This is a genomic window from Ornithinimicrobium sp. F0845 (assembly GCF_023015765.1).
Classification (GTDB): domain Bacteria; phylum Actinomycetota; class Actinomycetes; order Actinomycetales; family Dermatophilaceae; genus Ornithinicoccus.
The window spans coordinates 55,957-77,675 of the sequence record NZ_JALKAL010000004.1 but is presented as its reverse complement, the minus strand read 5'-3'; the positions used below and the strand labels follow the sequence as shown (position 1 = coordinate 77,675).

The window sequence follows — 21,719 nt, the reverse complement described above, 5'->3', positions numbered from 1 at the left end:
CCCGACGGGCCGAACTGGGCTGTTGACATCCGAGATCTTTAGTATACATTTGTGCATGACCTTCAGTATGCACAACGCCCGACAGCTGGAGCAGTGAGCATGAGCAATGACGCTACACAGGACGCGTACCCCGTGGCGGGGACGCCTCGCCTGCACGGCTTCGAGGCTGTCTTCGCGCCGCGTTCCGTGGCGGTCATCGGGGCGTCGTCCCACCAGTTGAAGATCGGCGGCCGGCCGATCCACCACATGAAGAGCCACGGGTTCGACGGTGCGATCTACCCGATCAACCCGAACTTCGACGAGGTGCAGGGCGTGCGGGCCTACCCGTCGCTCGAGGCGCTCCCGGAGGTTCCCGACCTCGCCGTCGTCGCGGTCCCCGGGCCGGCCGTGATGGAGGCGGTGCGCGGGTGCGCGGACGCGGGCGTCAAGGCCGTCGTCCTGTTCAGCGCCGGTTTCGCCGAGGCTGGCGAGGAGGGTGAGCGGCAGCAGGTTGAGCTCACCCGGATCGCCGCGACGAGCGGTATGCGCATCATCGGACCGAACTGCATCGGCGCCGCGAACATGGTCACCGGGGCTCTCCCGACCTTCGCCGCGGCCGTCATGATCCCCCGTGACCATGTCATCGCTGACGTGCCGCGCATCGCGCTGGTGAGCCAGAGCGGCGCCCTGGGCGGGCACTGTGTCGCACTGGCCGCGAACCGGGGCTTCGAGTTCACCCCGTGGATCACGACCGGCAACGAGTGCGACGTCGACGTCGCCGACTCGATCGCCTACTTCGCCGAGCAGGACGACGTGTCAGCCATCGCCGTCTACATGGAGGGATGCAAGGACGGTCGCCGGCTCCAGGCGGCCCTGGCCTCGGCGCGTCAGCGACGCAAGCCGGTCATCATGCTCAAGGCCGGGGTCTCCGACGTCGGCGCCGCTGCGGCGAGCTCGCACACGGCGTCCCTCGTCGGCTCGGACGACGCCTACGACGCTCTGTTCCGGCAGTATGACGTGTGCCGGGTCACCTCGGTCTCCGAGCTGATGGACCTCAGCCACGCCCTCGCGCTGGGCGGGCTGCCGCGGGGCGGTCAGGTCGCGGTATTCACGGGCTCCGGCGGCGCCGGCATCTTGATGGCCGACGCCGCTGAGGAGGCCGGTCTGCAGGTCCCTCCGTTGCCGGTCGAGGTGCAGCAGGAGCTCAAGAGGATCTGGCCGCCGGCGGGGGTCACCAACCCGATCGACACGACGGCTCAGGTCACCAACGACCCGGCACTGTTCCCCGCCTTCCTCAACACGGTTATCGACGGCACGGACTACGACACGGTGCTCGTCTTCCTCACCTACCTGGGCCTGATGGAGCCGTGGGCCACCACCGTCGTCAACTCGTTGCGGACGGTGCGCGAGGCCCACCCGAAGGCGCACATCATGGTGTCCTCGCTCACCAGTCCCGAGACCGCCCGCGCGCTCAACACGCTGGGCATGCCCCACTACGAGGACCTGCGCAACATGGTGGAGACGGCTGGGCGGCTGGCCAGGCTGGGTGCGGCCATGAGCGCGCCGATGCCTGAGGAGTTCCACCCCCTGCCCGCCTCGTCGGCCCCGCTGACCGGGGAGCTGACGGAGGACCGGGCCAAGGCGATCCTCAGTGACGCCGGCGTCCCGACCGTGCCCGATCGTGTCGTGCAGTCGGCGACGGACGCGGTGTCCGCGGCCGAGGAGCTGGGCTACCCGGTGGTGCTGAAGATCGTCTCGCCCGACATCGCGCACAAGAGTGAGGTGGGCGGTGTCCGGCTCGGTCTCGCGGACGCCGCGCAGGTCGAGGCTGCCTACGGGCAGATCATCGCCTCGGCGCAGGCTGCGGTGCCGCAGGCGCGCCTGTCCGGGGTCCTGGTGACCCCGATGGTCAGTGGCGGGGTCGAGACCATCCTGGGGGTGAAGAACGACCCGTCGCTGGGGATGACCGTGGCCTTCGGCCTCGGCGGCGTCTTCGTCGAGGTGCTCCAGGACGTCACGCTGCGTCTGGCACCCTTCGATGTCTCGACGGCCGCGGAGATGATCCGCGAGGTGCGCGGCTTCGAACTCCTCGACGGGGCCCGCGGGACCGAGCCGGCGGACACCGAGGCCCTGGCCCGCGCCCTCAGCAACCTCTCGGTTTTCGCCGCCGCGCACGCCGACACGATCGAGAGCATCGACGTGAACCCCTTCGTCGTCTTGCCCCGCGGACAGGGCGCCTACGCACTCGATGCCCTGATCAGCACCCACACACCAGGTCCGGAGCCAACTCCGGAGCCGGGGCCGCCGCTTCGCGCCGTGGTCACCTCCCCTCAAAGAAGTTGAGAGATTGGAAATCGCATGACCAAGAGCAGAGTTCTTGCTGCATTTGCTGCCGGCGCGTCGCTTCTCGTCGTGACCGCCTGCGGTGACTCCGGGGGCGCGTCGTCGTCCGACGAGTTCCCGTCAGATGACGTCAACATGATCATCAGTTATGCCGCGGGAGGTCCCACCGACGTCGGCGGCCGCGCGATCGCGGCGTTTATGGAGAAGGACCTCGGTACAACCTTCGTGGTGGAGAACAAGGAGGGCGCCTCCGGCTCCGTCGGGACGGCCGACGTTGTCCGGTCCGAGCCGGACGGTTACACCATCGGGATGACCACCGCCTCCGCTGCGGGCCGGGTGCCGCTCATCGAGGACGTCGGCTACGACCTCGAGGACGTCCAGGCTATCGGCGTGGGCACCTTCGGTCCCGGCCTCATCGTCGTGCCGTCCGACTCCGGTTACAGCACCATCGACCACCTGATCGAGGCGGCCAAGGCCACCCCGGGCGGGATCAAGGTGGGTACGGCGGGTGCGAGTTCACCGCAGCACGTCGAGCTCATCCGGATGGCCGACGAGTACGACGTCGAGTTCACTCCCGTGCCCTTCCAGGGCGAGGCTCCAGCCGTGACGGCGCTGCTCGGTGACAATGTCGACGCCTGCTTCTGTTCCAACGCACAGACCACCATGGCTCAGGTGGACGCTGGCGAATTCGCGGTTCTGGCAACAGGTGCGCCCAACCGACTCGGCTGGGCGCCCGATGTCCCCACGCTGGCTGAGTCGGGCTTCGAGAGCCTGATCTACGGCAACTCCTACTTCATCCTCGTGGCCCCTGCCGAGGTCCCGGACGACGTCCTCGCGACGCTGGAAGGATCGCTGGAGAAGGCCCTCCAGGACCCGGCAACAATCGAGGTGATCGGTGAGGTCCGCCTCCTCGACGAGTTCATGGGCGCCGAGGAGCTGCAGGCGATGATGGTCGACGAGCAGGAGACACTCGGCCCCATCCTGACGGAACTACTGGGCTGACAGGCAACCGGAGCTGGCCGCTGGTTCCCTTCAGCGGCCAGCTCTACCCCCCGAGGAGCACTCATGAACTCTGAGCAGACCGCCGTGGCGACCCACAGCGTTAAGGACAAGATCTTTCAACGAGTTCCTTACGTTGTTGGCGCTCTCATCGGCCTCTACTTCCTCCTGGGTGCGATCGATCTCGGCGTCGGCACGCTGTCGACCCCGGGACCCGGCCTCTGGCCGATTATCGTCGCGGTGATCCTGATCGGCTGCTGCGTGGTCGGGATGGTGATCGGCGGAGATGGGGAGGACATCGAGGAGTTTGCCGGCCGCCTACTGCGCCCCACCATCGGTGTGGCGACCCTGTCACTGTTCATCCTCATGTTCTCCAGGTTCGGGCTGGTGCTGAGTGGACTGGTGCTGCTCCTGATCTGGTTCCGGTTCCTGGCCCGCGAGACCTGGTTCATGTCGGCGGCCCTTGCGGTGGGCGCCACGGTGGTCACCTACCTGCTGTTCGTGCAGCTCCTGGGCGCGCGCTTCCCCGATGATGTGATTGCCCAGCTGTGGGGAGGTCGCTGACGATGGACAGCCTCACGAACCTGGTGGATGGCTTCGGCGTCATCCTGACACCCGCCAACCTGCTGTACGTCCTCCTGGGTGTCATGATCGGCACCGTCATCGGCGTGCTGCCCGGGCTCGGGCCCACCGCGACCATCGCGCTCCTCCTGCCGTTCACCTACAGCATGGAGCCGACCTCGGCGATCGTCATGTTGGCGGGCGTCTACTACGGGTCGATGTACGGGGGGACAATCACCTCGGTCCTCCTCCGGATCCCGGGAGAGGCGGCGAGCGCAGTCACCGCGATCGACGGCTATGAGATGACCAAGGCGGGCCGGGCCGGCCCCGCCCTGGCAATCTCGGCCGTGGGGTCATTCATCGGCGGGACTGTCGCCATCATCGGTCTCATCCTGATAGCTCCGAGCCTCGCGGGCTTCGCCGTGCGGTTCGGCCCGCCGGAGTACGTGACCCTCACCGTGCTGGGCATCGTGATGGTGACCTACCTCGGCACCAAGTCGACCCTCAAGAGCGTGATCGCCGCGGCGATCGGACTCCTCCTCGCCGTGGTGGGCACCGACCCCATCGCCGGCACGACCCGCTTCACCCTCGGCCTGCCGGGGCTGTTCTCCGGCATCGACCTGGTCGCCGTCGCGATGGGTCTGTTCGGCGTGAGCGAGATCCTCTACGTCCTGGAGCGGAGCGGCCAGTCGCACGGCAAGATCGGCGAGGTCGGTCGGCTGACCTTCTCCCGCGAGGACTGGAAGGCCTCCCGGGGACCGATCACCCGCGGGTCGCTCCTCGGCTTCCCGATCGGCGTGCTGCCCGGCGGAGGCGGTGTGCTGTCCTCTATCGCGTCCTACGGCATCGAGAAGCGCCGTTCCAAGCACCCGGAGGAGTTCGGCAAGGGAGCGATCGAGGGCGTCGCCGGACCCGAGACCGCCAACAACGCTTCCTCCATCTCGGCCTTCATCCCGCTGCTGACCCTCGGACTGCCCTCCAACGCCGTCCTCGCCCTGATCCTGGGGGCGCTGATGGCGCAGAACATCACGCCGGGGCCTCAGCTGATCACCGCGCACCCGGAACTCTTCTGGGGGGTGATCGCCTCGATGCTGATCGGCAACCTCATCCTGCTGATGCTTAACTGGCCGATGGTCGGCTTCTTCGTGCAGCTGCTGCGGGTCCGGATCGGCATCATCGGCGGCATCGCGATGCTCATCACCCTCGTGGGTGTGTACACGCTGAACAACAGCACCTTCGACATGTGGGTGATGCTGATCATGGGCGTGCTCGGCTACTTCATGCGCAAGTTCGGCTTCGAGCCGGCGCCACTCGTGCTGGCCTTCGTGTTGGGCGCGATCCTAGAGGAGTCCTTCCGCCAGTCGATGCTGCTCTCCGACGGGTCCATGGCGATCTTCGCGACCCGACCGATCTCCGCCGTGCTGTCCGTGTTCGTCCTGCTGTTCATCGCCTCCTCCATCTGGGGAGCGGTTCGCAAGGACAAGAAGCACTCCATCATCGACCAGGCCAAGGAATTGGCGGGAGAGGACTAATGGACCTCACGTTCAGCGACGACCTGCTCGCATTCCGGGCCGAGGTCCGTGCCTGGCTCGAGAGCAACCAGCCCACGGGTCGGTTCCAGCCCTATTACACCGAAGAGGGACTCGCGCAGCACCTCGAGTGGGAGGCCAGACTCTTCGCCGCTGGCTACTCCGCGCCCGGGTGGCCGAAGGAGTTCGGCGGGCTCGGGCTGGACCACTGGCACCAGCTCATCTATGACGAGGAGTATGCCCGGCTGAATCTGCCGGAGCGGGTCAACAAGATGGGTCTGCTCCACGGCGGGCCGACCGTCATGGCACACGGGACGCCGGCGCAGCAGGAAGCCTGGCTCCCCGGCATTCTCGACAACTCCGACATCTGGTGCCAGGGCTTCTCCGAGCCGGACGCCGGCAGCGACCTGGCCGGGCTCCGCACGACGGGCAGGATTGAGGGCGACCAACTCGTCCTCAATGGGCAGAAGACTTGGACGTCCTTCGGTGTGATCGCCACCAAGATGTTCGCGCTCGTCCGGACCGACCGCGACGCGCCCAAGCACCGCGGCATCAGCTTCGTCATCCTCGACCTGGACACCGAGGGTGTCGAGGTCCGCCCGCTGCGACAGCTCCACGGGCACGCGGGCTTCGCCGAGGTGTTCCTCACCGAGGCGGCCGTCCCCCTGGCCAATGTCGTCGGCCCGCTCAACGAGGGGTGGCGGATCGCCCAGACGTCGCTGAAGCTCGAGCGGGGCATGGGCCGGGGCACGCACACCAGGATGCTCCACACCGTCGACGAGATCGCCCGGCGCGTGGGGGCCGACCCGGACACCGGGTCCCTCGAGCGCCTCGGGTCCCACCGCGCCTGGGCCTTCGCCTACGAGCAGGCCACCTACGAGCTGACCGACATCATGTCCCGGGGCCGCGACGAGGGTGCCCTGCCCAGCATCTTGAAACTGCGGCTCTCGGAGATCCTCACCGGGATCGTGGAGGAGGAGCGCAACATCCTGGGCGCGCGGGCCGAGCAGATCCCCACCGGTCCCCCCGAGGCGCCGTTGCCCTCAACGCAGCGAGAGTACTGGCACGCCCGGGCCGGAGAGATCTACGCGGGGACCACCGAGATCCAGAAGAACATCATCAGCGAGACCGCGCTCGGACTGCCGAGGGAGCCCCGACCATGAGGTACGCCTTCTCCCCAGAGCAGCATGCCTTCGGCGAGTCGGCCGCGGACCTGTTCGCCAAGCGCTGCGCACCGGGTGCGCAGCGACTGTCGTGGACGGACGACTCGGGTCGCGACCCGGCGTTGTGGCGCGGGTTGGCCGATCTCGGAGCTCCCGCGATCCTGGTCCCGGACGAGTATGACGGGATCGGGGGGAGCGAGTGCGACCTACTGCCCGTGCTGGAGGAGGCGGGGCGGCAGGCCGTGCCCGACGCCCTCCTCGAGGCGGTCTTCGTGGGTCCGTTCGCGATCGGCGCCTGCGGCAGCGAGGATCAGCGGCGCCGCTGGCTCCCGGCCATCGCCTCCGGCGAGTCCCGGGTCACGGTCGCCCTGTCCGAGGGCGGACTGGTGCCCGACGCACACGTGAGCGACCTGATCGTGCTGGCCCGGGACGGTGAGCTCTGGGTCCACGAGGCCGGCGAGGTCGACCTCGAGAGGGTGCACGTCGAGGACCCGTCCCGACGGATGTTCCAGGTCACGCCCCGGACGCAGGGAGAGCTTCTCCCTGCATCCGCAGAATTGCGCGACCAGGTGGTCGCCCGGGAGCTGGTGGGCTCGGCGGTCGTGCTCAACGGCATCGCGAACCACCTGGTGAGCGCCACGGTCGCCTACGCCAAGGAACGCCAGCAGTTCGGCAGGCTCATCGGATCGTTCCAGGGCGTCAAGCACCTGCTGGCCGACGCGTACTCCAAGGTGGAGCTGGCCACCACGGCCGCCCGAGCCGCGACCTGGCGGGTCGCGGCCGCGGACCCGGAGTACCTCGCCTCCGCACGACTGGCCAGGATCTGCGCCGTGGAGGCGGAGTTCGTCGCCAACAAGGTGGCGTTGCAGGTCCACGGAGGCATCGGCTTCACCTTCGAGCACGACCTGCAGCTGTGGCTCAAGAGGGGCAAGGCGCTGGAGCAGGCTCACGGGGGCCGCTACCAGGTCGCCCGCGCAGCAGGTCTCGACGCCGTGGAGTCCGCCCAGCGGGCGGCATACAACGAGGAGGACGACTAGATGGGTGCCGACTATCAGACCTGGGGCGAGGGCAGCGTGCTCGCGCGGGAGTCGGGGCGGGTCCTGACGATCACCCTGAACCGGCCGGAGCGGAAGAACGCCATGGATCCGGCGTCCTGGGACGTGCTCTTCGACATCCTGCGCACCGCCGAGGTCGATCCCGCCGTGAGGGTCGTTGTCCTCACCGGGGCCGGAGATGCGTTCTGCGCCGGCGCGGACATCTCGTCCGCGCCGGTGGGCCACCCGGTCACCCGGGTCAGCAGAATCGCCAGGACGGCCGCGGCGCTGTTCGGCTTCCCCAAGCCTGTCATCGCCCGCGTTGACGGCGCGGCGGTCGGCGCAGGGTGGAACCTCGCGCTGTGCTGCGACTTCGTCGTCGCCTCGGACCGGTCCCGGTTCTCGGAGATCTTCGTGCGCCGCGGGTTGTCCGTGGACTTCGGCGGGTCGTGGCTGCTGCCGCACCTGGTCGGTCTGCAGCAGGCCAAGCGTCTCGCGCTGCTGGGCGACTTCGTCTCGGCGGAGGAGGCCAGGGAGCTGGGTCTGGTCACCACGGTCTGTGCGCCGCAGGAGCTTGACACCGCCGTCGCCGACCTCGCGGGCCGGCTCGCCGACGGGCCGCCCATCGCGCAGGCGCTCAACAAGGCGCTGCTCAACGAGGGGACGCTGTCCACCTTCGATGCCGCCCTCGCCGCCGAGGTGCGGGCGCAGGCCGTGAACTACGCCACCGCCGACGCGCGTACCGCCCGCGAGGCGTTCGCGGAGAAGACGACACCGGCGTTCACGGGGGAGTGGGTGCAGGGATGAGCTTCGCGCAGATCGACTACACCGTCGCCGACGCCATCGCGACGATCACCCTCAACCGCCCCGACCAGGGGAATGCGTTCACCCAGGTGATGCGTCGTGAGCTCGTGGACGCCCTGGACGTCGCCGACGCCGACGACGACGTCCGTGCGGTCATCCTCACCGGGAGTGGGAAGCACTTCTGCGTCGGCGCGGACCTGTCCGGCAACACGGGTGACCAGCCCTTCGCCTACCGCGGCGAGGGACAGTCCGACATCCGATCGGTGCCAGACACGATCAACGGCGTGCCCCGCGACGGGGGCGGCGTCGTGACGCTGCGGCTTGCAGCGATGCGTACCCCCACTATCGCGGCGATCAACGGCGCAGCGGTCGGGGTGGGCGCGACCATGACCCTGCCGATGGACATCCGGATCGCGGCGGACAGCAGCCGCTTCGGTCTCGTCTTCGCCCGGCGGGGGATCATGCCGGAGGCCGCGTCCAACTGGTTCCTCCCGCGCGTGGTCGGCATCGCACAGGCGATGGAGTGGGTGGTCACCGGCCGGATCTTCCCGGCTGAGGAGGCGCTTGCCGGCGGGCTGGTCTCCCGCGTCGTCCCGCGTGACGACCTGCTCGACGTGGCACATAGCCTCGCCGCCGAGATCCGCGACTCGACCTCGTCCGTGTCGATCGCGGTGGCCCGACAGATGCTGTGGTCCTCCCTGTCCGAACCCTCGCCGTGGTGGGCCCACGAGCGGGAGTCGCTCATCATGCGAGACCTCAAGCGCGGACCCGACGCTGCGGAGGGCGTGGCCTCGTTCATGGAGAAGCGGCCGCCGTCCTTCCCCGCCCGGGTCAGCACGGACTACCCGGAGCACGCCCCGACCTGGCCGGAGCAGCCCCACCATGTGCAGATCCAGTCCGCGACCACCTGAGCCATCCCTAGGAGAGACCATGTTGACGACCCGGTTCACCCAGCTCCTGGGGATCGACCACCCGATCGTCCAGGGCGGCATGCAGTGGGTCGGCCGCGCCGAGCTGGCGGCCGCGGTGTCCAACGCCGGGGCCCTGGGGATACTCACGGGTCTGACGCAGCCCACCCCCGAGGCGCTGTCCGCGGAGATCGCGCGGTGCCGGTCCCTGACCGACCGGCCCTTCGGCGTGAACCTGACCATCCTCCCCGCGATCAACCCCCCGCCCTATGCCGAGTACCGCCAGGCCATCATCGAGTCCGGCGTCAAGATCGTGGAGACCGCGGGGGCCAACCCCGTCGACCACCTGCCCGACCTCAAGGCCGCCGGCATCACCGTCGTGCACAAGTGCACCAGCGTTCGCCACGCGGTCAAGGCGGAGAAGATCGGGGTCGACGCCGTCAGTATCGACGGGTTCGAGTGCGCAGGGCACCCCGGGGAGGACGACATCCCCGGGCTGGTCCTCATCCCGCGGGCCGCCGAGCAGCTGACGATCCCGTTCATCGCTTCAGGTGGTTTCGCCGACGCCCGGGGCCTCGTCGCGGCGCTGGCGTTGGGCGCCGACGGGGTCAATATGGGCACTCGGTTCATGTGCACCCAGGAGGCCCCGATCCACGACACGGTGAAGCGGGCCATCGTCGCCGCCAGCGAGCTCGACACCGAGCTGATGTTCCGGCCGCTGCGCAACACCGCCCGCGTCGCGAGCAACACGGTCAGCCGCGATGTCGTGCGGATCCTGGACGACGGCGGGCAGTTCGAGGACGTCCGTGAGCTGGTCGCCGGCGTCCGTGGCCGCACGGTCTACGAGACCGGTGACACCGAGGCGGGCGTCTGGAGCGTCGGGATGGTGCAGGGCCTCATCCACGACGTGCCGACGGTGGGCGACCTGGTCGAGACGATCATCGGTGAGGCCCGCGAGATCGTGACCGGACGGCTTAGCGGCCTGCTCGCGCAGGAGCCGTCCGCGGTCCGCTGATCGAGACGGCGGAGGCGAGCTCCCGGCGTCAGCGCCCGTGGAAGGTCGGCTGCTCCCGGCGGAGGTTGGCCTCGATGGCCGCCTTGCTGTCCTCCGTCTGCCACAACCAGTCCTGCTCGCTCAGCTCTCGGTCCAGAACCGACTCGACCCGGTCGGCGAGCCCGCCGCGGAGGGTGGCCTTCATGGACCGCACCGCGAGGGGAGCCGCCCTGGCGATCTCGTGCGCGTAGTCCAGGGCGCCGGTCCGTTCCTGCCCGGGCTCGACAAGTCGGTCCGCCAGCCCGATGCGGTGCGCGGCGACCCCGTCGAGGCGGCGACTCGTGTAAAGCATGTCCAGGGCGTGCTGCTGACCCACGATCGCCGGGAGCGACTCGCTGAGAGCGAAGCCCTGGTGGAAGCCGAGCATCGAGAAGTTGGCGTGGAAGCGCGACGCCGAGGAGGCCACCCGGAAGTCCGCCGCGCACGCCAGCCCGAGGCCACCACCGACGGCGGACCCCTGCACGGCGGCGACTACTGGGACGGGGACGCGGAAGAGCTTGATCGCCTCCCGGTAGAGCTTCGCCGAGGTCGCGGAGCGGTCCTGTGTCATCTCACCCTGGGCGAAGTCCGCCCCGGCGCAGAAGTGCTTGCCCTCCGCGGCGAGCACGATCGCCCTGGCGCCGCCGTCGGCGAGCTCGGTAAAGGTCGCGGCCAGCTCGGCGATCAGCGGGAAGTTGAAGTAGTTGGCCGGCGGTCGGTTGATGCTGACGAGCGCGACGTGGTCGTGGTGCTCGACGAGGACGTCGTCACTCATGCCTGCTCCATCGTTCCGGCGCTGGAGGTGATCAATGGCGCGATCCCGCGCTCGGTGGCCACCGCCCCGATCTCGGAGGCGAGAGTGCTGCTCGTGCCGGCCTCGCCGAGCCAGCTGTTCAGACGGCGTGTGAGCAGCTGCAACCGGTACTCCTGGGTCATCCCGATGGCCCCGTGGGCCTGGTGCGCGGCCCGGACGGCGAGCCGCGCGCCCTCATTCGTGGCGAGCTTCATCAGCTTCACCTCGAGGGCCGAGGGGTTGACCTCGGCCGCGGCGGCTGCGCGGTTGACGGCCAGCAGCGCGAGCGTTGCCTGCTGCTCGAGGCGGACGACATGTTCTTGGACGGCCTGGAACCGCCCGACCGGGCGACCGAACTGGACGCGCTCGCTGACATACTGCCGCGTGAGGTCGGCGACCTCCTCGAGCGCACCGGCCATCAGCGCGCCCCGCAGCAGCGTGAGCCGGGCCGTCAGCTCGTTCGGTGTCCCAGGCCAGGGCGACACCGCCACCGGGACGGCGTCGATGCTGACCATGTCCTTCGGCTGCCGCGCGAGGTCATAGCCCGCGCGCACGGTGGCGGACGCCAGAGGGATCGCCACCAGCACCGGGCCTTGGCCGCTCGCGACCACTGTCACCGTGTGTGTCGCCACGCGGGCCCATGGCACGCCGTGCACGACACCGGTCGCGACCCCGTCGGTGACCGTGAGCGTGTCGCGTGGGTCGCCTGGCGCCACGGTGAGCAGATCCCCGGAGACGTGGGCACCCGTGTGCGCCAGCGCCCAGGACGCCGTGGCGGTCTCGGCGAGCGGGACCGGGGCGCTGGCGCGGCCCGCGGCCTCAAGGACGACGAGCAACTCGGCGAGGCTTCCGCCTGAGCCGCCGAGGGTCTCGTCGATACCGATCAGCGGCAGGCCCATCTCGGTCACCTGTGCCCACAGCGACTCGTCGAGGTCCTGCTGCTCAGCGGCGGAGACCCGCTCGGGCGGGGACTGCTCGCGGAAGAACTGCGCCATCAGCGGCGCGAAACTGGGGTCGACGTCCTGAGAAGTCATGCTCGGGCCAGTCCTTTGCTGACGATGTTGCGGAGGATCTCGACCGTCCCGCCCCGGATGGACCACGACGGGGAGACGAGGATGGCGCGGGCCAGGACCGACTCGTATGGGTCGTCGCTGGTCAGGTCTGGGGTTCGCCCGTAGTGACGCGTGACGATCTCCACGCAGTCCTGCTCGAACCGGGTCGCCATCTCCTTGGCCAGTGCGGCCTCGATGGACGGCGACTTGCCCGCGTCGACCATGCGAGCGATGGCAAGAGAAACCCCGCGGAAGGCCCAGCATCGCGCCGCGATCTCACCGGCGTCCGCCGTGGCGGCCGCCCCGAGCTGACCCCAGCCGCCGCGCGCCCAGTGGTCGAGCACCGGCATCATGGACATCCAGCGGTCCACTCCACCTCGTTCGAGCGCGAGCTCGGCCGTGTTCTGCCCCCACCCGGCGCCGACCTCGCCCAGCACCATTTCGTCCGGGATGAAGACGTCCTCGAACGCCAGCTCGCAGAACTCCCGCGTCCCGTCGATGAACGGGATAGGGGACACGGTCAGCCCTTCCAGGTCACGCTCGACGATGAACTGAGTAAGCCCGTGGTGCCGGTCGTCGGAGGTGCGGAACAGGGCGAGGATGTGCGTGGCCTGCGCGGCTCCCGTCGTCCAGATCTTGGTCCCGTTGACGCGCCATCCCCCGGGAACGCGCTCGGCACGGGTGCGCAGGCTGGCCAGGTCCGAGCCGGAATCGGGCTCGGACATGCCGATGGAGAAGGAGAGCTCCCCGCTGGCGATCCCCGGGAGCAGGGCCCGCTTCTGCTCCTCCGTGCCGTTGGCCGCGATGTTCGGCCCCGACTGTCGGTCACCGATCCAGTGGTAGGCCACCGGCGCGCCGACCGCGAGCAGCTCCTCGACGACCACCAGGCGCTCGACGGCGCTGCGCCCACCCCCGCCGTACTCCGGTGGAAGCGACATCCCCAGCCATCCGCGTGCCCCCAGATCCCGGGAGAACTCGGGGTCGGAGGCGCCGGTCATCCCCAGCCCCACGTCATACGACCCTGGTGGGAGCCGTTCGGCGAGGAACTCCCTGACCTCCTGCTGGAGCCGGAGTTCGGACTCGCTCAGGTCGGTGGCGTCGAGGTGCATGATCACTCCTGTCGCGTCGCTGGCTGAGAGGCTTGCGGCGAGGTGGAGACCTCGTCCAGCACCTCCTCGGTGTGTTCGCCGATCAAGGGTGCCGGCCGGCGGACAGTGGGCGGAGTCAAACTGAAGTTCGCCAAGTGCGGCGTGACCCGGTAGCGGCCGACGGCCGGGTGATGCTGGAGCGGGAGCTCGTCCACGAGGTCCTGGATGGTAGCGACCCGGGTGGCCGGGATCCCGGCGGTGCGGCAGTAATCCAGCCACTCCTCCGTCGTGCGCGAGGGGCAGATCGCCCGGATGTCCCGGTAGAGGGACTCAGAGTTGACGAGCGTCGCTCGCTGATCGATGTAGCGCGGATCGTCCGCCGCCCCTTCCACACCCGCCTCGGTGAACAGGTCGACGTAGTGCTTCGGCAAGTAGGGGAAAAGGTGGATCCAGCCGTCCTTCGTGCGGTGCGGCCGGCGCTCCTTGGACAGGATCCGTGGGTAGCCGCTGGCCGGTTGACCCGCCGCGGGGGTCGGTGGCTCGGCGATCGCCCCACTCCCGTGCTCGGCGAGCATGAAGGCGCTCATCGCCTGCACCATGGGAACCTCGATGTGCTGGCCCTCACCGGTCCGGGCGTGGTGGAAGAGCGCCGCAGTCACGGCCTCGGCCATCACCAACCCGCACACCTTGTCGGCGAAGATCGTGGGGATCAGGCCGGGCTGGCCGTAGATGCGCTCCATCACGTCCGACACGCCGCTTGCCGCCTGGATGATGTCGTCATACGCGGGCTCGGACGCGCGGTCACTGGCCAGCGGGAAGCCCTGCGCCTGGCAGTAGATGATGTCCGGCTTGAGTTGGCGCACGGTCTCGTAGTCGAGGCCGAGCTTGACCAGGGCCTGGGGGCGCATGGTGCTCACGACGACGTCGCAGGTCGGGATAAGGGCCCGGACGGCGGCTGCCCCGTCCGGCGACTTGAGATCCACGTCGATGGAGCGCTTGTTCCGCAGCAGGTTCAGGGCGATCCCGGACAGCTCGGGGTGCGGACCCGGCCCCATGACCCGGTTCGTGTCCCCGCCGGTGGCCTCCACGAGTATGACGTCGGCCCCCTGGTCGGCGAGGAGCTGGGTGCACAGTGGCCCCATCACCACGCGCGTCAGGTCCAGCACCCGCACCCCGGCCAGCGGTCCGACGCGGTGCGCCTGCTCGGCGACTTCGGCAGAGGGGTCGGGCATCCTGGCTCCTAGTGACGGGTAGTCACAGTGTTGACGACGACTGTATTTCTAAATGTATACTAAAGTGAATGCATCAGTCTAGCCCGGCTGGTCCAGCACCCGAGGAGGATGTGTGACCGACAACGTCCACACCGATGTGGAGTCACTGTCGCCGGAGACGGCGCCTGGCACCGTGTTCGATCGGTACGCCGCCGAGGGCGTACTCGCCTACCAGAGCTGCGCGAGCTGTCGGCAGGCGGTGTTCCCGCCCAGGGTGCTGTGTCCCTCCTGCGGGAGTGACGATCTGGACTGGCTGCCCTCGGGCGGTCGCGGGACCGTCTACTCCGCCACGGTCATCGCCCCTCGAGGGAAGGAGCCGTACACCGTGGCGCTCATCGACCTCGACGAGGGCTTCCGGATGATGAGCACCGTCACCACTGGTGACGACCGTCCGGTCGCCATCGATGACTCAGTGACAGTCTCGTTCCGGTCGTCGGAGGCCGAGCCGCCCCTACCCGTCTTCGCCGTGGAGGCCGGCCGATGAGCGCCGCGGAACGCTCGCTGCGGGGCCGCGCCGCCATCGTCGGGGTCGCCGAGTCGAGCCTGGGAGAGGTGGGTCCGGGGATCTCCTCGCTGGACCTCATCGGCCAGGCCACCGTGCGCGCCCTCGCCGACGCCGGCCTCAGCAAGAGCGACGTCGACGGGCTGTTCACCCACTCAGCCTTCTTCGCCCAGCCGGTTATCACGACCGCCGAGTACCTGGGCATCCGCCCTCGATTCGCCGACGGGACCGCCACCGGCGGGTCCTCCTTCGTGGGACACCTCTGGCACGCGGCCGCCGCGATCGAAGCCGGCCTGTGCGAGGTCGCGCTCATCGTCTACGGCTCCACTCAGCGCTCCCACGGCGGCGGGCTCGTGGCCTCCGGAGCTGCGCTCACCCGGTCCTGGGAGGCCCCCTACGGTCCGCGCATGCCGGCGTCATCCTACGCCCTGGCGGCCGCACGCCATATGCACGAGTTCGGCACCACCCGGGAGCAGTTGGCCGAGGTCGCCGTCGCGGCGCGCCAGTGGGCCAAGCTGAACCCGGTGGCGTTCGTGCAGGACGACCTGACCGTCGACGACGTCCTGTCGTCCCGGATGGTGTCCAGCCCACTCACGGTGCGTGACTGCTGCCTCGTCACGGACGGCGGTGGCGCAGTGATCGTCACCTCCGCGGAACGGGCTCGCGACCTGCCCAAGCCGCCCGCCTACATCCTCGGTGCGGGCGAGGCCACCTGGCACATGAACATTTCCCAGATGCCTGACCTCACCACCACGGCGGCGCAGGAGTCTGGCCGGCGCGCCTACGACATCGCCGGGGTCGGTCCGGAGGACATCGACCTCGTGGAGCTCTACGACGCGTTCACCATCAACCCGATCCTCTTCCTGGAGGACCTCGGCTTCTGCGCCAAGGGCGAGGGCGGGGCGTTCGTCTCCGACGGTGCCATCGCCCCCGGTGGGTCGCTCCCGGTGAACACCAATGGCGGCGGCCTGTCCTACTGCCACCCGGGGATGTACGGCATTCTCCTGGTGATCGAGGCGGTCCGGCAGCTGCGTGGCGAGGCGGGGGCGCGCCAGGTCGACCGCCACAGCCTCGCCCTCGCGCACGGCAACGGCGGGACCCTGTCCAGCCAGGTCACCGCCATCCTCGGTGACGAGAGCACCCTCTGACCACCGTCAACCCACCCGGAGAGCACAGGAGCACCACCATGAGTGAAGGCAAGCTGCAGGACCGCGTCGCCGTCGTCACTGGCGCAGGCCAGGGCATTGGCGAGGGCGTGGCCCGCCTCTATGCGGCCGAGGGCGCCAAGGTCGCCGTCGTCGACATCAACCAGGAGGCCGCCCAGGCCGTCGCGGACAGCATCGTCGCCGATGGTGGCCAGGCTGTCGCGGTGGTCTGCGACGTGGGCAGTCGCGCAAGTGTCGACGAGGCAGCCGCCGCCGTCGTCGAGCAGCTCGGCGTCATCGACATCCTGGTCAGCAACGCGGGCGTGACCCGCCCGGCCATGCTCTGGAAGATGACCGACGACGAGTGGAACATGGTCCTGGACACCCACCTCGGTGGCAGCTTCTACTGGTTGCAGGCCGTGGCCGGGGGGATGCGCGAGCAGAAGTACGGCCGCATCATCTTCACGACGTCGGCAGCCGGCATCATCGGCACCATCGGTCAGATCAACTACTCCGTCGCGAAGGCGGGCCTGCTGGGCATGACCCGGTCGGCCGCTCGCGAGCTGGCGGACTCGAAGGTCACGGTCAACGCGATCGCCCCGGCGGCCTCGACCCCGATGACCGAGGTGATCCGGACGGACGAGCGCTTCAAGGACACCTACCTGCAGTCGATCCCGCTCAAGCGCTGGGCCGAGCCTGACGAGGTGGCCGCCTCCTACCTCTTCCTGGCCACCGAGGAAGCCGGCTACCTCACCGGTCAGTGCCTGTCGGTCGACGGCGGCCGGGTCATGGTGCGATGACCGTGCCCGACCTCGACCCGCTGCTCCGCCCGCGGTCGGTCGCGGTCGTCGGCGCCTCCCTGACGAACCCCACCAACGTGGGGTCACGCACCCTCCACCAGTTGCGCCGCTTCTTCCCGGGCCGGACCTACCTGGTCCACCCACGGGCGACCGGTGATGGCACAGCGACCGACCTCGCCTCCCTCCCAGAGACCGTTGACCTGCTCGTCGTGGCCGTCCCGGCGCCCGCCGTGGTGCCGGTCGTCGCGGAGGGTGCCCGGGCCGGCATCCGCGCCGCCCTGATCTTCACCTCCGGCTTCGCCGAGGGCGGGGCCGACGGGGCCGCCGCGCAGGAGGAACTGCAGCGCATCTCGGCCGAGACCGGCATGCTGATCAACGGGCCCAACACGATCGGCTACATGAACCTGCACGACGGGATCCTCGCGACGTTCTTCCTGCCGCAGGACATCGAGCTCCCTGCGGCGGGGCCGGTGGCGGTCGTCTCCCAGAGCGGTGCCCTCGCCACCTACGTCGACGAGTTGGCCCGGGACCGGGGCATCACCCCCGGATGGCTCGTCACGACCGGCAACGAGGCCGGGGTCACCGTGACCGACTGCCTCGCCTACCTGATCGAGCGTCCTGAGGTCACCGTTCTGGCGGCCACGAGCGAGGGCATGCGGGATCCGCAAGCCTTCGTTCACGTGGCCTCGCGGGCCGCGCAGCTCGGCAAGCCGTTCGTTTTTGTCAAGGCCGGTCGGTCGGCGGCGGGGATGGCCGCGGCCCAGTCCCACACCGCCTCGATCTCGGGCGGGGACGACGTCTTCGACGCCGTGTGCCGACAGTATGGAGTGCTCCGTGCGGACAGCCTGGAGGAGGCACTCGACTGGTTGAGCGTCTTCCAGACCCAGCGGCGCCTGGCCGGCAACCGGATTGGGCTGCTCACCGGGTCGGGCGGAGGCGGCGTCATGATGGCCGACGTCGCCCATGACGTCGGTCTGGAGGTCGCCACGACCCCAGAGACCGACCAGGCGCTCATCGAGCAGTGGATCCCGAGTTTCGGCTCGGCCGTCAACCCGGTCGACGTGACCGCGCAGGCCATCGCCTCGGGGGTGGGCAACTACCAGCGGATCCTCAGGGCGCTCGTGGACTCGACCGGCTTCGACTGTGTGGCCGTGGGGTCGGGCCTGCGCGGGCCGCAGGCCGTCGAGGTGGCGGAGAAGATCGCGGCCACGTATGTGGAGGCCGACAAGCCGCTCGTCCTGACCTGGTACAGCACCAACCAGGACTCGCGTCGCCTCCTCGTCGACGTGGGCGTGCCGACCTACCAGGACTCGAGTCGGGCGATCGGGGCTCTCGGCGCGCTGCGCAGGTTCCAGGAGCAGCAGGCCAACATCACGGCGGAACCGGTGAGGACACCCGACCCGGACCGTGCCGCGAGGGCCAGGACGCTGCTCGGGGGTGAGCCCACGCTGACCGAGGCGGGGGCGAAGACCCTGCTCGGCCTCTATGGCCTGCAGGTGGTGCAGGAGTCGGCGGTGACCACCGTGGAGGCCGCGGTGCAGGCTGCCGAGACGATGGCTGCCTACCCGGTGGCAGTCAAGGTGCTGTCCCCGGACCTGCCCCACAAGTCGGACGTCGGCGGTGTGCACCTTGGTGTCGCCGACGGAGCTGGCGTCCGTGACGCCGGCGAAGCCATCCTCGCTGCCGTGGCCGAGCACCGTCCCAACGCCCGCATCGAGGGCCTCGTGGTCCAGCAGATGGCACCCAGCGGTGTCGAGCTGGTCTGCGGGGTGCATCGGGACCCGATCTTCGGGCCGGTGGTCACCGTCGGCCTGGGCGGAGTTCTGGTTGAGGTCGTCGCGGACGTGGCACTGTGCAAGGCACCGTTGACGATGGAGCAGGCTCGTGCCGCGCTCGCGGAGGTCGCAGACGGGCGGCTGGTGAGCCATTCCCGGGGGATCACCGGGGAGCAGGCGGACGCCATCGCCGAGATCATGGTGTCGCTCGGGGATCTTGCCGTGGAGCTGCCCGAGGTCGCGGAGATCGACGTCAACCCGTTGATCGTCTCCAGCTCTACGATCCTCGTCGCCGACGCACTCGTGGGTCTGGCCTGAGGCCAGCGGCCCGGCCGACGACTAACGGAACGGCCGCTCCGACACGATCGGCAGCTCCACAAACTCGGTGGCCAGTCCCGTGACGTCCAGGACCGACCGGACCGGCTGCGGCATGCGGGCGAGGCCGTCCTCGGTCGCCAGGTCCCGTGGCGCCCCGAGGTGGAGCATCCTGCCGCGCCAGTGCATCCGGCCGCCGCCGGTGGCCCGCAGGTTCTTCAGCCACTGCACGTCCGGACCGTAGGTCAGCGCGATCGTCATGACGTCACCGTGCCGGAAGGCCATCAGAGGCGTGCGGTGGGGCGTGCCGCTCTTGCGTCCCACGTGCTCGAGCTCCACGAACCACCCGTGCCCGGCCAGGTTGACCAGGAGCGGGTTGGCGAAGCGCTTGACGAGCGGGGTGACTCCGATCGGTGCAGGCATGAGTCCAGCATGCGGCACGAGCGCGAGGGGCGCAGGCGTTCCGTGCAACAAGGGGTAGAACGGGAGATAGTCGAGAGGGCAGACTCATCTGATGGGTCTCAACATCAAGAACCAGCGCGTGCACGACCTGGCACGCGAGGCGGCCAGGACGACCGGAAAGACGCAGACCGGCGCCATCGAGGAGGCGCTGGAGTTGCTGCTGCGGCACCGCGGTGTGGACCCGGACGAGCGATCCCGCGAGCAGACCATGGACCAGGTGAGGGCGATCGCCAGTGAGTACTCAACGGATCCCGGCCGGGAGGATCGGGTGATCCGGCGGGTCGAGGATCTCTTTGACGAGAGCGGGTTGCCCCGGTGATCGTCGACTCCTCCGCGCTGATCGCGATCCTCGAGAGCGAGCCAGCGGGTGAGGCCCTTGCCAGAGCGGCATCGTCATGCCCATGCCGCATGTCCACGGCGACCTGGCTGGGGGCCTCCATCGTGGCCGGAACCGCGGTCACGCGGGCGTCGGTTGGACCGCCTGATCGAGGTGCTGACGGTGGGGCTCGTCCCCGTGAGCCCCCAGCACGCCGCCGTCGCCCGCGAGGCCTACCAACGCTACGGCCGGGGCAGTCGGTCGGGTGCCGCCCTGAATTTCGGGGACTGCTTCAGTTACGCACTGGCCATCGTCACGGGCGAGCCGCTGCTCTTCACCGGTGACGACTTTCACCGCACGGACGTCAGGCCGGCGCTGCAGGGGTAGCGCCATCACCGCGCGTGCGTGGTGAACCGCAGCTCCTGCCCGGGCCGCAGCTGCGCGCACCGGTCGACGTCGAGGTCGTCGACATATGCGATCACCGGGTAGCCACCCGTCACGGGATGGTCCGCCAGGAACAGCACGGGCAGCCCGGAGGGCGGCAGCTGCACCGCGCCGCGCACCATCCCCTCGCTGACCAGCTCGCCCTCGCGCAGCCGGGGGAGCGGCTCCCCGGTCAGCCGGACACCGACCCGGTTGGACTGGCTGTCGACCGCGTAGGTCTGCGAGGTGAACAGGTCCCACGCCGCGTCGTCGAACCAGTCGCGGCGCGGGCCGGCCGACACGTGCACGGTCAGCCTGTCGTTGGTCGGCTCCGGCACCGGCGCCACGTCGACCCCAGGAACGGGTCGAGGGGTGGTCCCGATCGGCAGCACGTCCCCCTTCGCCAGCGGCGTGGGCCCCAGCCCGGACAGTATGTCGGTCGCCCGGCTTCCCAGGACCGGCGCCACGTCGATGCCGCCCCGGACCGCGAGGTAGGTGCGCAGCCCCGCCTGGGGAGCCCCGAGCGTGAGGCGCTCGCCCGCGGCGAGCCGGAACGGCGCCAGGTGCGGCACACCGGAGCAGCGCGCTCCCGCGGCAGCCACGACGAGGTCGGAGCCCGCCTCGAGCGCGAGCCCACCGAAGGTGGCCTCCAGCGTCGCCAGCGTCGGGTGGTTGCCGACGAGGGCGTTGGCCAGCCGGTGGGCGCCGCGGTCGCAGGCTCCGGATCGGCCGATGCCCAGCGCAGCCTGCCCGGGCCGGCCGAAGTCCTGCACCGTTGTCAGCGCACCGGGCTCGAGCACCCGCAGGATCCTGCTCATGGCGTCGACTCCACGAAGCGGACGGCGGCGCCGGGCACGAGCAGGGCCGCGGGGTCCCGGTCCAGGTCGAAGACGTCGACGAGCGCGTGGCCGATGAGCTGCCAGCCGCCCGGCGACTCGCGGGGATAGACGCCGGTGAACTCCCCGGCCAGGGCGAGCGACCCCGCGGGCACCTTGGTGCGCGGGCTGGACCGGCGCGGGGTGTCCCAGGTGAACTTCGCGCCGGCCAGATAGCCGAAGCCCGGCGCGAACCCGCAGAAGGCTACGGTCCACTCCTCCTCGAGGTGCCGGCGCACCAGCTCCTCCGGTGAGCACCCCAGCAGGTGAGCGGCGTCGGAGAGGTCCTCCCCGTCATACTGCACCGGGATCTCCACCGGCGCCCCGGTGACGCCGGTGTGCTCACCCGGCTCGATGCTCGCCAGCCGCCCGGCCAGCGCCTTGAGGTCGGTGTCGCGGTCCCCGATGACCAGGATCGTGCGCCCGGCCGGCACCAGGTCAAGGACGGGGAGCTCGGCGGCCTGCAGCGCGGCATACTGCGCGAGCACCTCCTCCAGCGAGTCGAGCTCGAGCAGCAGGGCGCGCGTGCCGCTGGGGAGGATGCGCACG

The 21,719-nt window shown here is 69.7% G+C and carries 22 protein-coding genes; 15 read left to right on the top strand and 7 right to left on the bottom strand.

All coding sequences use genetic code 11. The annotated features are described in order from the left end of the window. Positions 1-99 precede the first annotated feature (99 nt). The 9 genes from MWU75_RS07795 (at position 100) to MWU75_RS07755 (ending at position 10,335) form a co-directional block, all read left to right on the top strand. Positions 100-2,322 (top strand): acetate--CoA ligase family protein, encoded by a 2,223-nt coding sequence (locus tag MWU75_RS07795; RefSeq protein WP_247089420.1) that lies wholly within the window; start codon positions 100-102, stop codon positions 2,320-2,322. Between the two features lie 15 nt (positions 2,323-2,337). Then, positions 2,338-3,324, top strand: coding sequence for a tripartite tricarboxylate transporter substrate binding protein (locus tag MWU75_RS07790; protein ID WP_247089419.1), 987 nt, complete (start codon positions 2,338-2,340; stop codon positions 3,322-3,324). Positions 3,325-3,387: 63 nt separating this feature from the next. After that, on the top strand, positions 3,388-3,885 hold the full coding sequence (locus MWU75_RS07785) for a tripartite tricarboxylate transporter TctB family protein (RefSeq protein WP_247089418.1): 498 nt from the start codon (positions 3,388-3,390) through the stop codon (positions 3,883-3,885). 2 nt (positions 3,886-3,887) lie between these two features. Further along, positions 3,888-5,414: a tripartite tricarboxylate transporter permease gene (locus tag MWU75_RS07780; RefSeq protein WP_247089417.1), complete on the top strand. Its 1,527-nt coding sequence runs from the start codon at positions 3,888-3,890 to the stop codon at positions 5,412-5,414. Continuing rightward, the gene (locus tag MWU75_RS07775; RefSeq protein ID WP_247089415.1) at positions 5,414-6,574 is read left to right on the top strand and encodes an acyl-CoA dehydrogenase family protein; all 1,161 of its coding nucleotides are present in this window, start codon (positions 5,414-5,416) and stop codon (positions 6,572-6,574) included. Before MWU75_RS07780 ends, MWU75_RS07775 begins: the two co-directional genes overlap by 1 nt. Beyond that, on the top strand, positions 6,571-7,611 hold the full coding sequence (locus tag MWU75_RS07770) for an acyl-CoA dehydrogenase family protein (protein WP_247089413.1): 1,041 nt from the start codon (positions 6,571-6,573) through the stop codon (positions 7,609-7,611). The genes MWU75_RS07775 and MWU75_RS07770 overlap by 4 nt, the downstream gene beginning before the upstream one ends. After that, positions 7,612-8,415 carry an enoyl-CoA hydratase-related protein gene (locus MWU75_RS07765; RefSeq protein ID WP_247089411.1) on the top strand — a complete coding sequence of 268 codons (804 nt, stop codon included), beginning with the start codon at positions 7,612-7,614 and terminating at the stop codon, positions 8,413-8,415. Continuing rightward, positions 8,412-9,323: an enoyl-CoA hydratase-related protein gene (locus tag MWU75_RS07760; RefSeq protein WP_247089410.1), complete on the top strand. Its 912-nt coding sequence runs from the start codon at positions 8,412-8,414 to the stop codon at positions 9,321-9,323. Before MWU75_RS07765 ends, MWU75_RS07760 begins: the two co-directional genes overlap by 4 nt. Before the next feature lie 19 nt (positions 9,324-9,342). After that, positions 9,343-10,335 (top strand): nitronate monooxygenase family protein, encoded by a 993-nt coding sequence (locus MWU75_RS07755; protein WP_247089408.1) that lies wholly within the window; start codon positions 9,343-9,345, stop codon positions 10,333-10,335. 28 nt (positions 10,336-10,363) lie between these two features. Here MWU75_RS07755 and MWU75_RS07750 read toward each other — a convergent pair whose 3' ends face one another. Genes MWU75_RS07750 through MWU75_RS07735 form a run of 4 tightly spaced genes read right to left on the bottom strand, consistent with a single transcriptional unit; the run spans position 10,364 to position 14,518 of the window. Next, entirely contained in the window at positions 10,364-11,128 is a 765-nt protein-coding gene (locus MWU75_RS07750; protein ID WP_247089406.1) for an enoyl-CoA hydratase/isomerase family protein, read from the bottom strand. Beyond that, entirely contained in the window at positions 11,125-12,180 is a 1,056-nt protein-coding gene (locus MWU75_RS07745; protein ID WP_247089404.1) for an acyl-CoA dehydrogenase family protein, read from the bottom strand. The genes MWU75_RS07750 and MWU75_RS07745 overlap by 4 nt, the downstream gene beginning before the upstream one ends. Next, positions 12,177-13,307, bottom strand: a complete 1,131-nt coding sequence (locus MWU75_RS07740; RefSeq protein WP_247089402.1) for an acyl-CoA dehydrogenase family protein — start codon at positions 13,305-13,307, stop codon at positions 12,177-12,179. Before MWU75_RS07740 ends, MWU75_RS07745 begins: the two co-directional genes overlap by 4 nt. A 2-nt stretch (positions 13,308-13,309) precedes the next feature. After that, positions 13,310-14,518 (bottom strand): CoA transferase, encoded by a 1,209-nt coding sequence (locus MWU75_RS07735; RefSeq protein WP_247089400.1) that lies wholly within the window; start codon positions 14,516-14,518, stop codon positions 13,310-13,312. A 112-nt stretch (positions 14,519-14,630) separates the two neighbouring features. Between MWU75_RS07735 and MWU75_RS07730 the strand changes: the two genes are divergently transcribed. Genes MWU75_RS07730 through MWU75_RS07715 form a run of 4 tightly spaced genes read left to right on the top strand, consistent with a single transcriptional unit; the run spans position 14,631 to position 19,097 of the window. Then, positions 14,631-15,041 (top strand): OB-fold domain-containing protein, encoded by a 411-nt coding sequence (locus MWU75_RS07730; RefSeq protein ID WP_247089399.1) that lies wholly within the window; start codon positions 14,631-14,633, stop codon positions 15,039-15,041. Beyond that, positions 15,038-16,207 (top strand): thiolase, encoded by a 1,170-nt coding sequence (locus tag MWU75_RS07725; RefSeq protein ID WP_247089397.1) that lies wholly within the window; start codon positions 15,038-15,040, stop codon positions 16,205-16,207. The genes MWU75_RS07730 and MWU75_RS07725 overlap by 4 nt, the downstream gene beginning before the upstream one ends. 38 nt (positions 16,208-16,245) lie before the next feature. Next, a complete protein-coding gene (gene fabG, locus MWU75_RS07720) occupies positions 16,246-17,004 on the top strand; it encodes a 3-oxoacyl-ACP reductase FabG (protein WP_247089395.1) in 759 nt (252 codons plus the stop codon). Continuing rightward, a complete protein-coding gene (locus MWU75_RS07715) occupies positions 17,001-19,097 on the top strand; it encodes an acetate--CoA ligase family protein (RefSeq protein WP_247089393.1) in 2,097 nt (698 codons plus the stop codon). Before fabG ends, MWU75_RS07715 begins: the two co-directional genes overlap by 4 nt. A gap of 21 nt (positions 19,098-19,118) precedes the next feature. On the opposite strand, the gene MWU75_RS07710 is transcribed toward MWU75_RS07715, so the two are convergent. Beyond that, positions 19,119-19,517, bottom strand: coding sequence for a nitroreductase family deazaflavin-dependent oxidoreductase (locus MWU75_RS07710; RefSeq protein ID WP_247089391.1), 399 nt, complete (start codon positions 19,515-19,517; stop codon positions 19,119-19,121). A 91-nt stretch (positions 19,518-19,608) separates the two neighbouring features. Between MWU75_RS07710 and MWU75_RS07705 the strand changes: the two genes are divergently transcribed. Both MWU75_RS07705 and MWU75_RS07700 read left to right on the top strand, forming a co-directional pair. Continuing rightward, the gene (locus tag MWU75_RS07705) at positions 19,609-19,875 is read left to right on the top strand and encodes a type II toxin-antitoxin system VapB family antitoxin (protein WP_247089389.1); all 267 of its coding nucleotides are present in this window, start codon (positions 19,609-19,611) and stop codon (positions 19,873-19,875) included. Positions 19,876-20,028: 153 nt separating this feature from the next. Next, positions 20,029-20,259 (top strand): type II toxin-antitoxin system VapC family toxin, encoded by a 231-nt coding sequence (locus tag MWU75_RS07700; protein WP_281496984.1) that lies wholly within the window; start codon positions 20,029-20,031, stop codon positions 20,257-20,259. Between the two features lie 5 nt (positions 20,260-20,264). On the opposite strand, the gene MWU75_RS07695 is transcribed toward MWU75_RS07700, so the two are convergent. Both MWU75_RS07695 and MWU75_RS07690 read right to left on the bottom strand, forming a co-directional pair. Continuing rightward, positions 20,265-21,113, bottom strand: coding sequence for a biotin-dependent carboxyltransferase family protein (locus MWU75_RS07695; protein WP_247089387.1), 849 nt, complete (start codon positions 21,111-21,113; stop codon positions 20,265-20,267). Beyond that, the gene (locus tag MWU75_RS07690) at positions 21,110-21,718 is read right to left on the bottom strand and encodes an allophanate hydrolase subunit 1 (RefSeq protein ID WP_247089386.1); all 609 of its coding nucleotides are present in this window, start codon (positions 21,716-21,718) and stop codon (positions 21,110-21,112) included. The genes MWU75_RS07695 and MWU75_RS07690 overlap by 4 nt, the downstream gene beginning before the upstream one ends. Position 21,719: the final 1 nt, after the last annotated feature.

What these genes read in the sequence shown, in the direction of transcription:
- MWU75_RS07715 (WP_247089393.1), top strand. Translation starts at nt 17,001, where the DNA reads ATGACCGTGCCCGACCTCGACCCGCTGCTCCGCCCGCGGTCGGTCGCG.
- MWU75_RS07725 (WP_247089397.1), top strand. Translation starts at nt 15,038, where the DNA reads ATGAGCGCCGCGGAACGCTCGCTGCGGGGCCGCGCCGCCATCGTCGGG.
- MWU75_RS07755 (WP_247089408.1), top strand. Translation starts at nt 9,343, where the DNA reads ATGTTGACGACCCGGTTCACCCAGCTCCTGGGGATCGACCACCCGATC.
- MWU75_RS07695 (WP_247089387.1), bottom strand. Translation starts at nt 21,113, where the DNA reads ATGAGCAGGATCCTGCGGGTGCTCGAGCCCGGTGCGCTGACAACGGTG.
- MWU75_RS07795 (WP_247089420.1), top strand. Translation starts at nt 100, where the DNA reads ATGAGCAATGACGCTACACAGGACGCGTACCCCGTGGCGGGGACGCCT.
- MWU75_RS07780 (WP_247089417.1), top strand. Translation starts at nt 3,888, where the DNA reads ATGGACAGCCTCACGAACCTGGTGGATGGCTTCGGCGTCATCCTGACA.
- MWU75_RS07745 (WP_247089404.1), bottom strand. Translation starts at nt 12,180, where the DNA reads ATGACTTCTCAGGACGTCGACCCCAGTTTCGCGCCGCTGATGGCGCAG.
- fabG (WP_247089395.1), top strand. Translation starts at nt 16,246, where the DNA reads ATGAGTGAAGGCAAGCTGCAGGACCGCGTCGCCGTCGTCACTGGCGCA.
- MWU75_RS07785 (WP_247089418.1), top strand. Translation starts at nt 3,388, where the DNA reads ATGAACTCTGAGCAGACCGCCGTGGCGACCCACAGCGTTAAGGACAAG.
- MWU75_RS07705 (WP_247089389.1), top strand. Translation starts at nt 19,609, where the DNA reads ATGGGTCTCAACATCAAGAACCAGCGCGTGCACGACCTGGCACGCGAG.
- MWU75_RS07710 (WP_247089391.1), bottom strand. Translation starts at nt 19,517, where the DNA reads ATGCCTGCACCGATCGGAGTCACCCCGCTCGTCAAGCGCTTCGCCAAC.
- MWU75_RS07750 (WP_247089406.1), bottom strand. Translation starts at nt 11,128, where the DNA reads ATGAGTGACGACGTCCTCGTCGAGCACCACGACCACGTCGCGCTCGTC.
- MWU75_RS07740 (WP_247089402.1), bottom strand. Translation starts at nt 13,307, where the DNA reads ATGCACCTCGACGCCACCGACCTGAGCGAGTCCGAACTCCGGCTCCAG.
- MWU75_RS07760 (WP_247089410.1), top strand. Translation starts at nt 8,412, where the DNA reads ATGAGCTTCGCGCAGATCGACTACACCGTCGCCGACGCCATCGCGACG.
- MWU75_RS07765 (WP_247089411.1), top strand. Translation starts at nt 7,612, where the DNA reads ATGGGTGCCGACTATCAGACCTGGGGCGAGGGCAGCGTGCTCGCGCGG.
- MWU75_RS07790 (WP_247089419.1), top strand. Translation starts at nt 2,338, where the DNA reads ATGACCAAGAGCAGAGTTCTTGCTGCATTTGCTGCCGGCGCGTCGCTT.
- MWU75_RS07735 (WP_247089400.1), bottom strand. Translation starts at nt 14,518, where the DNA reads ATGCCCGACCCCTCTGCCGAAGTCGCCGAGCAGGCGCACCGCGTCGGA.
- MWU75_RS07770 (WP_247089413.1), top strand. Translation starts at nt 6,571, where the DNA reads ATGAGGTACGCCTTCTCCCCAGAGCAGCATGCCTTCGGCGAGTCGGCC.
- MWU75_RS07775 (WP_247089415.1), top strand. Translation starts at nt 5,414, where the DNA reads ATGGACCTCACGTTCAGCGACGACCTGCTCGCATTCCGGGCCGAGGTC.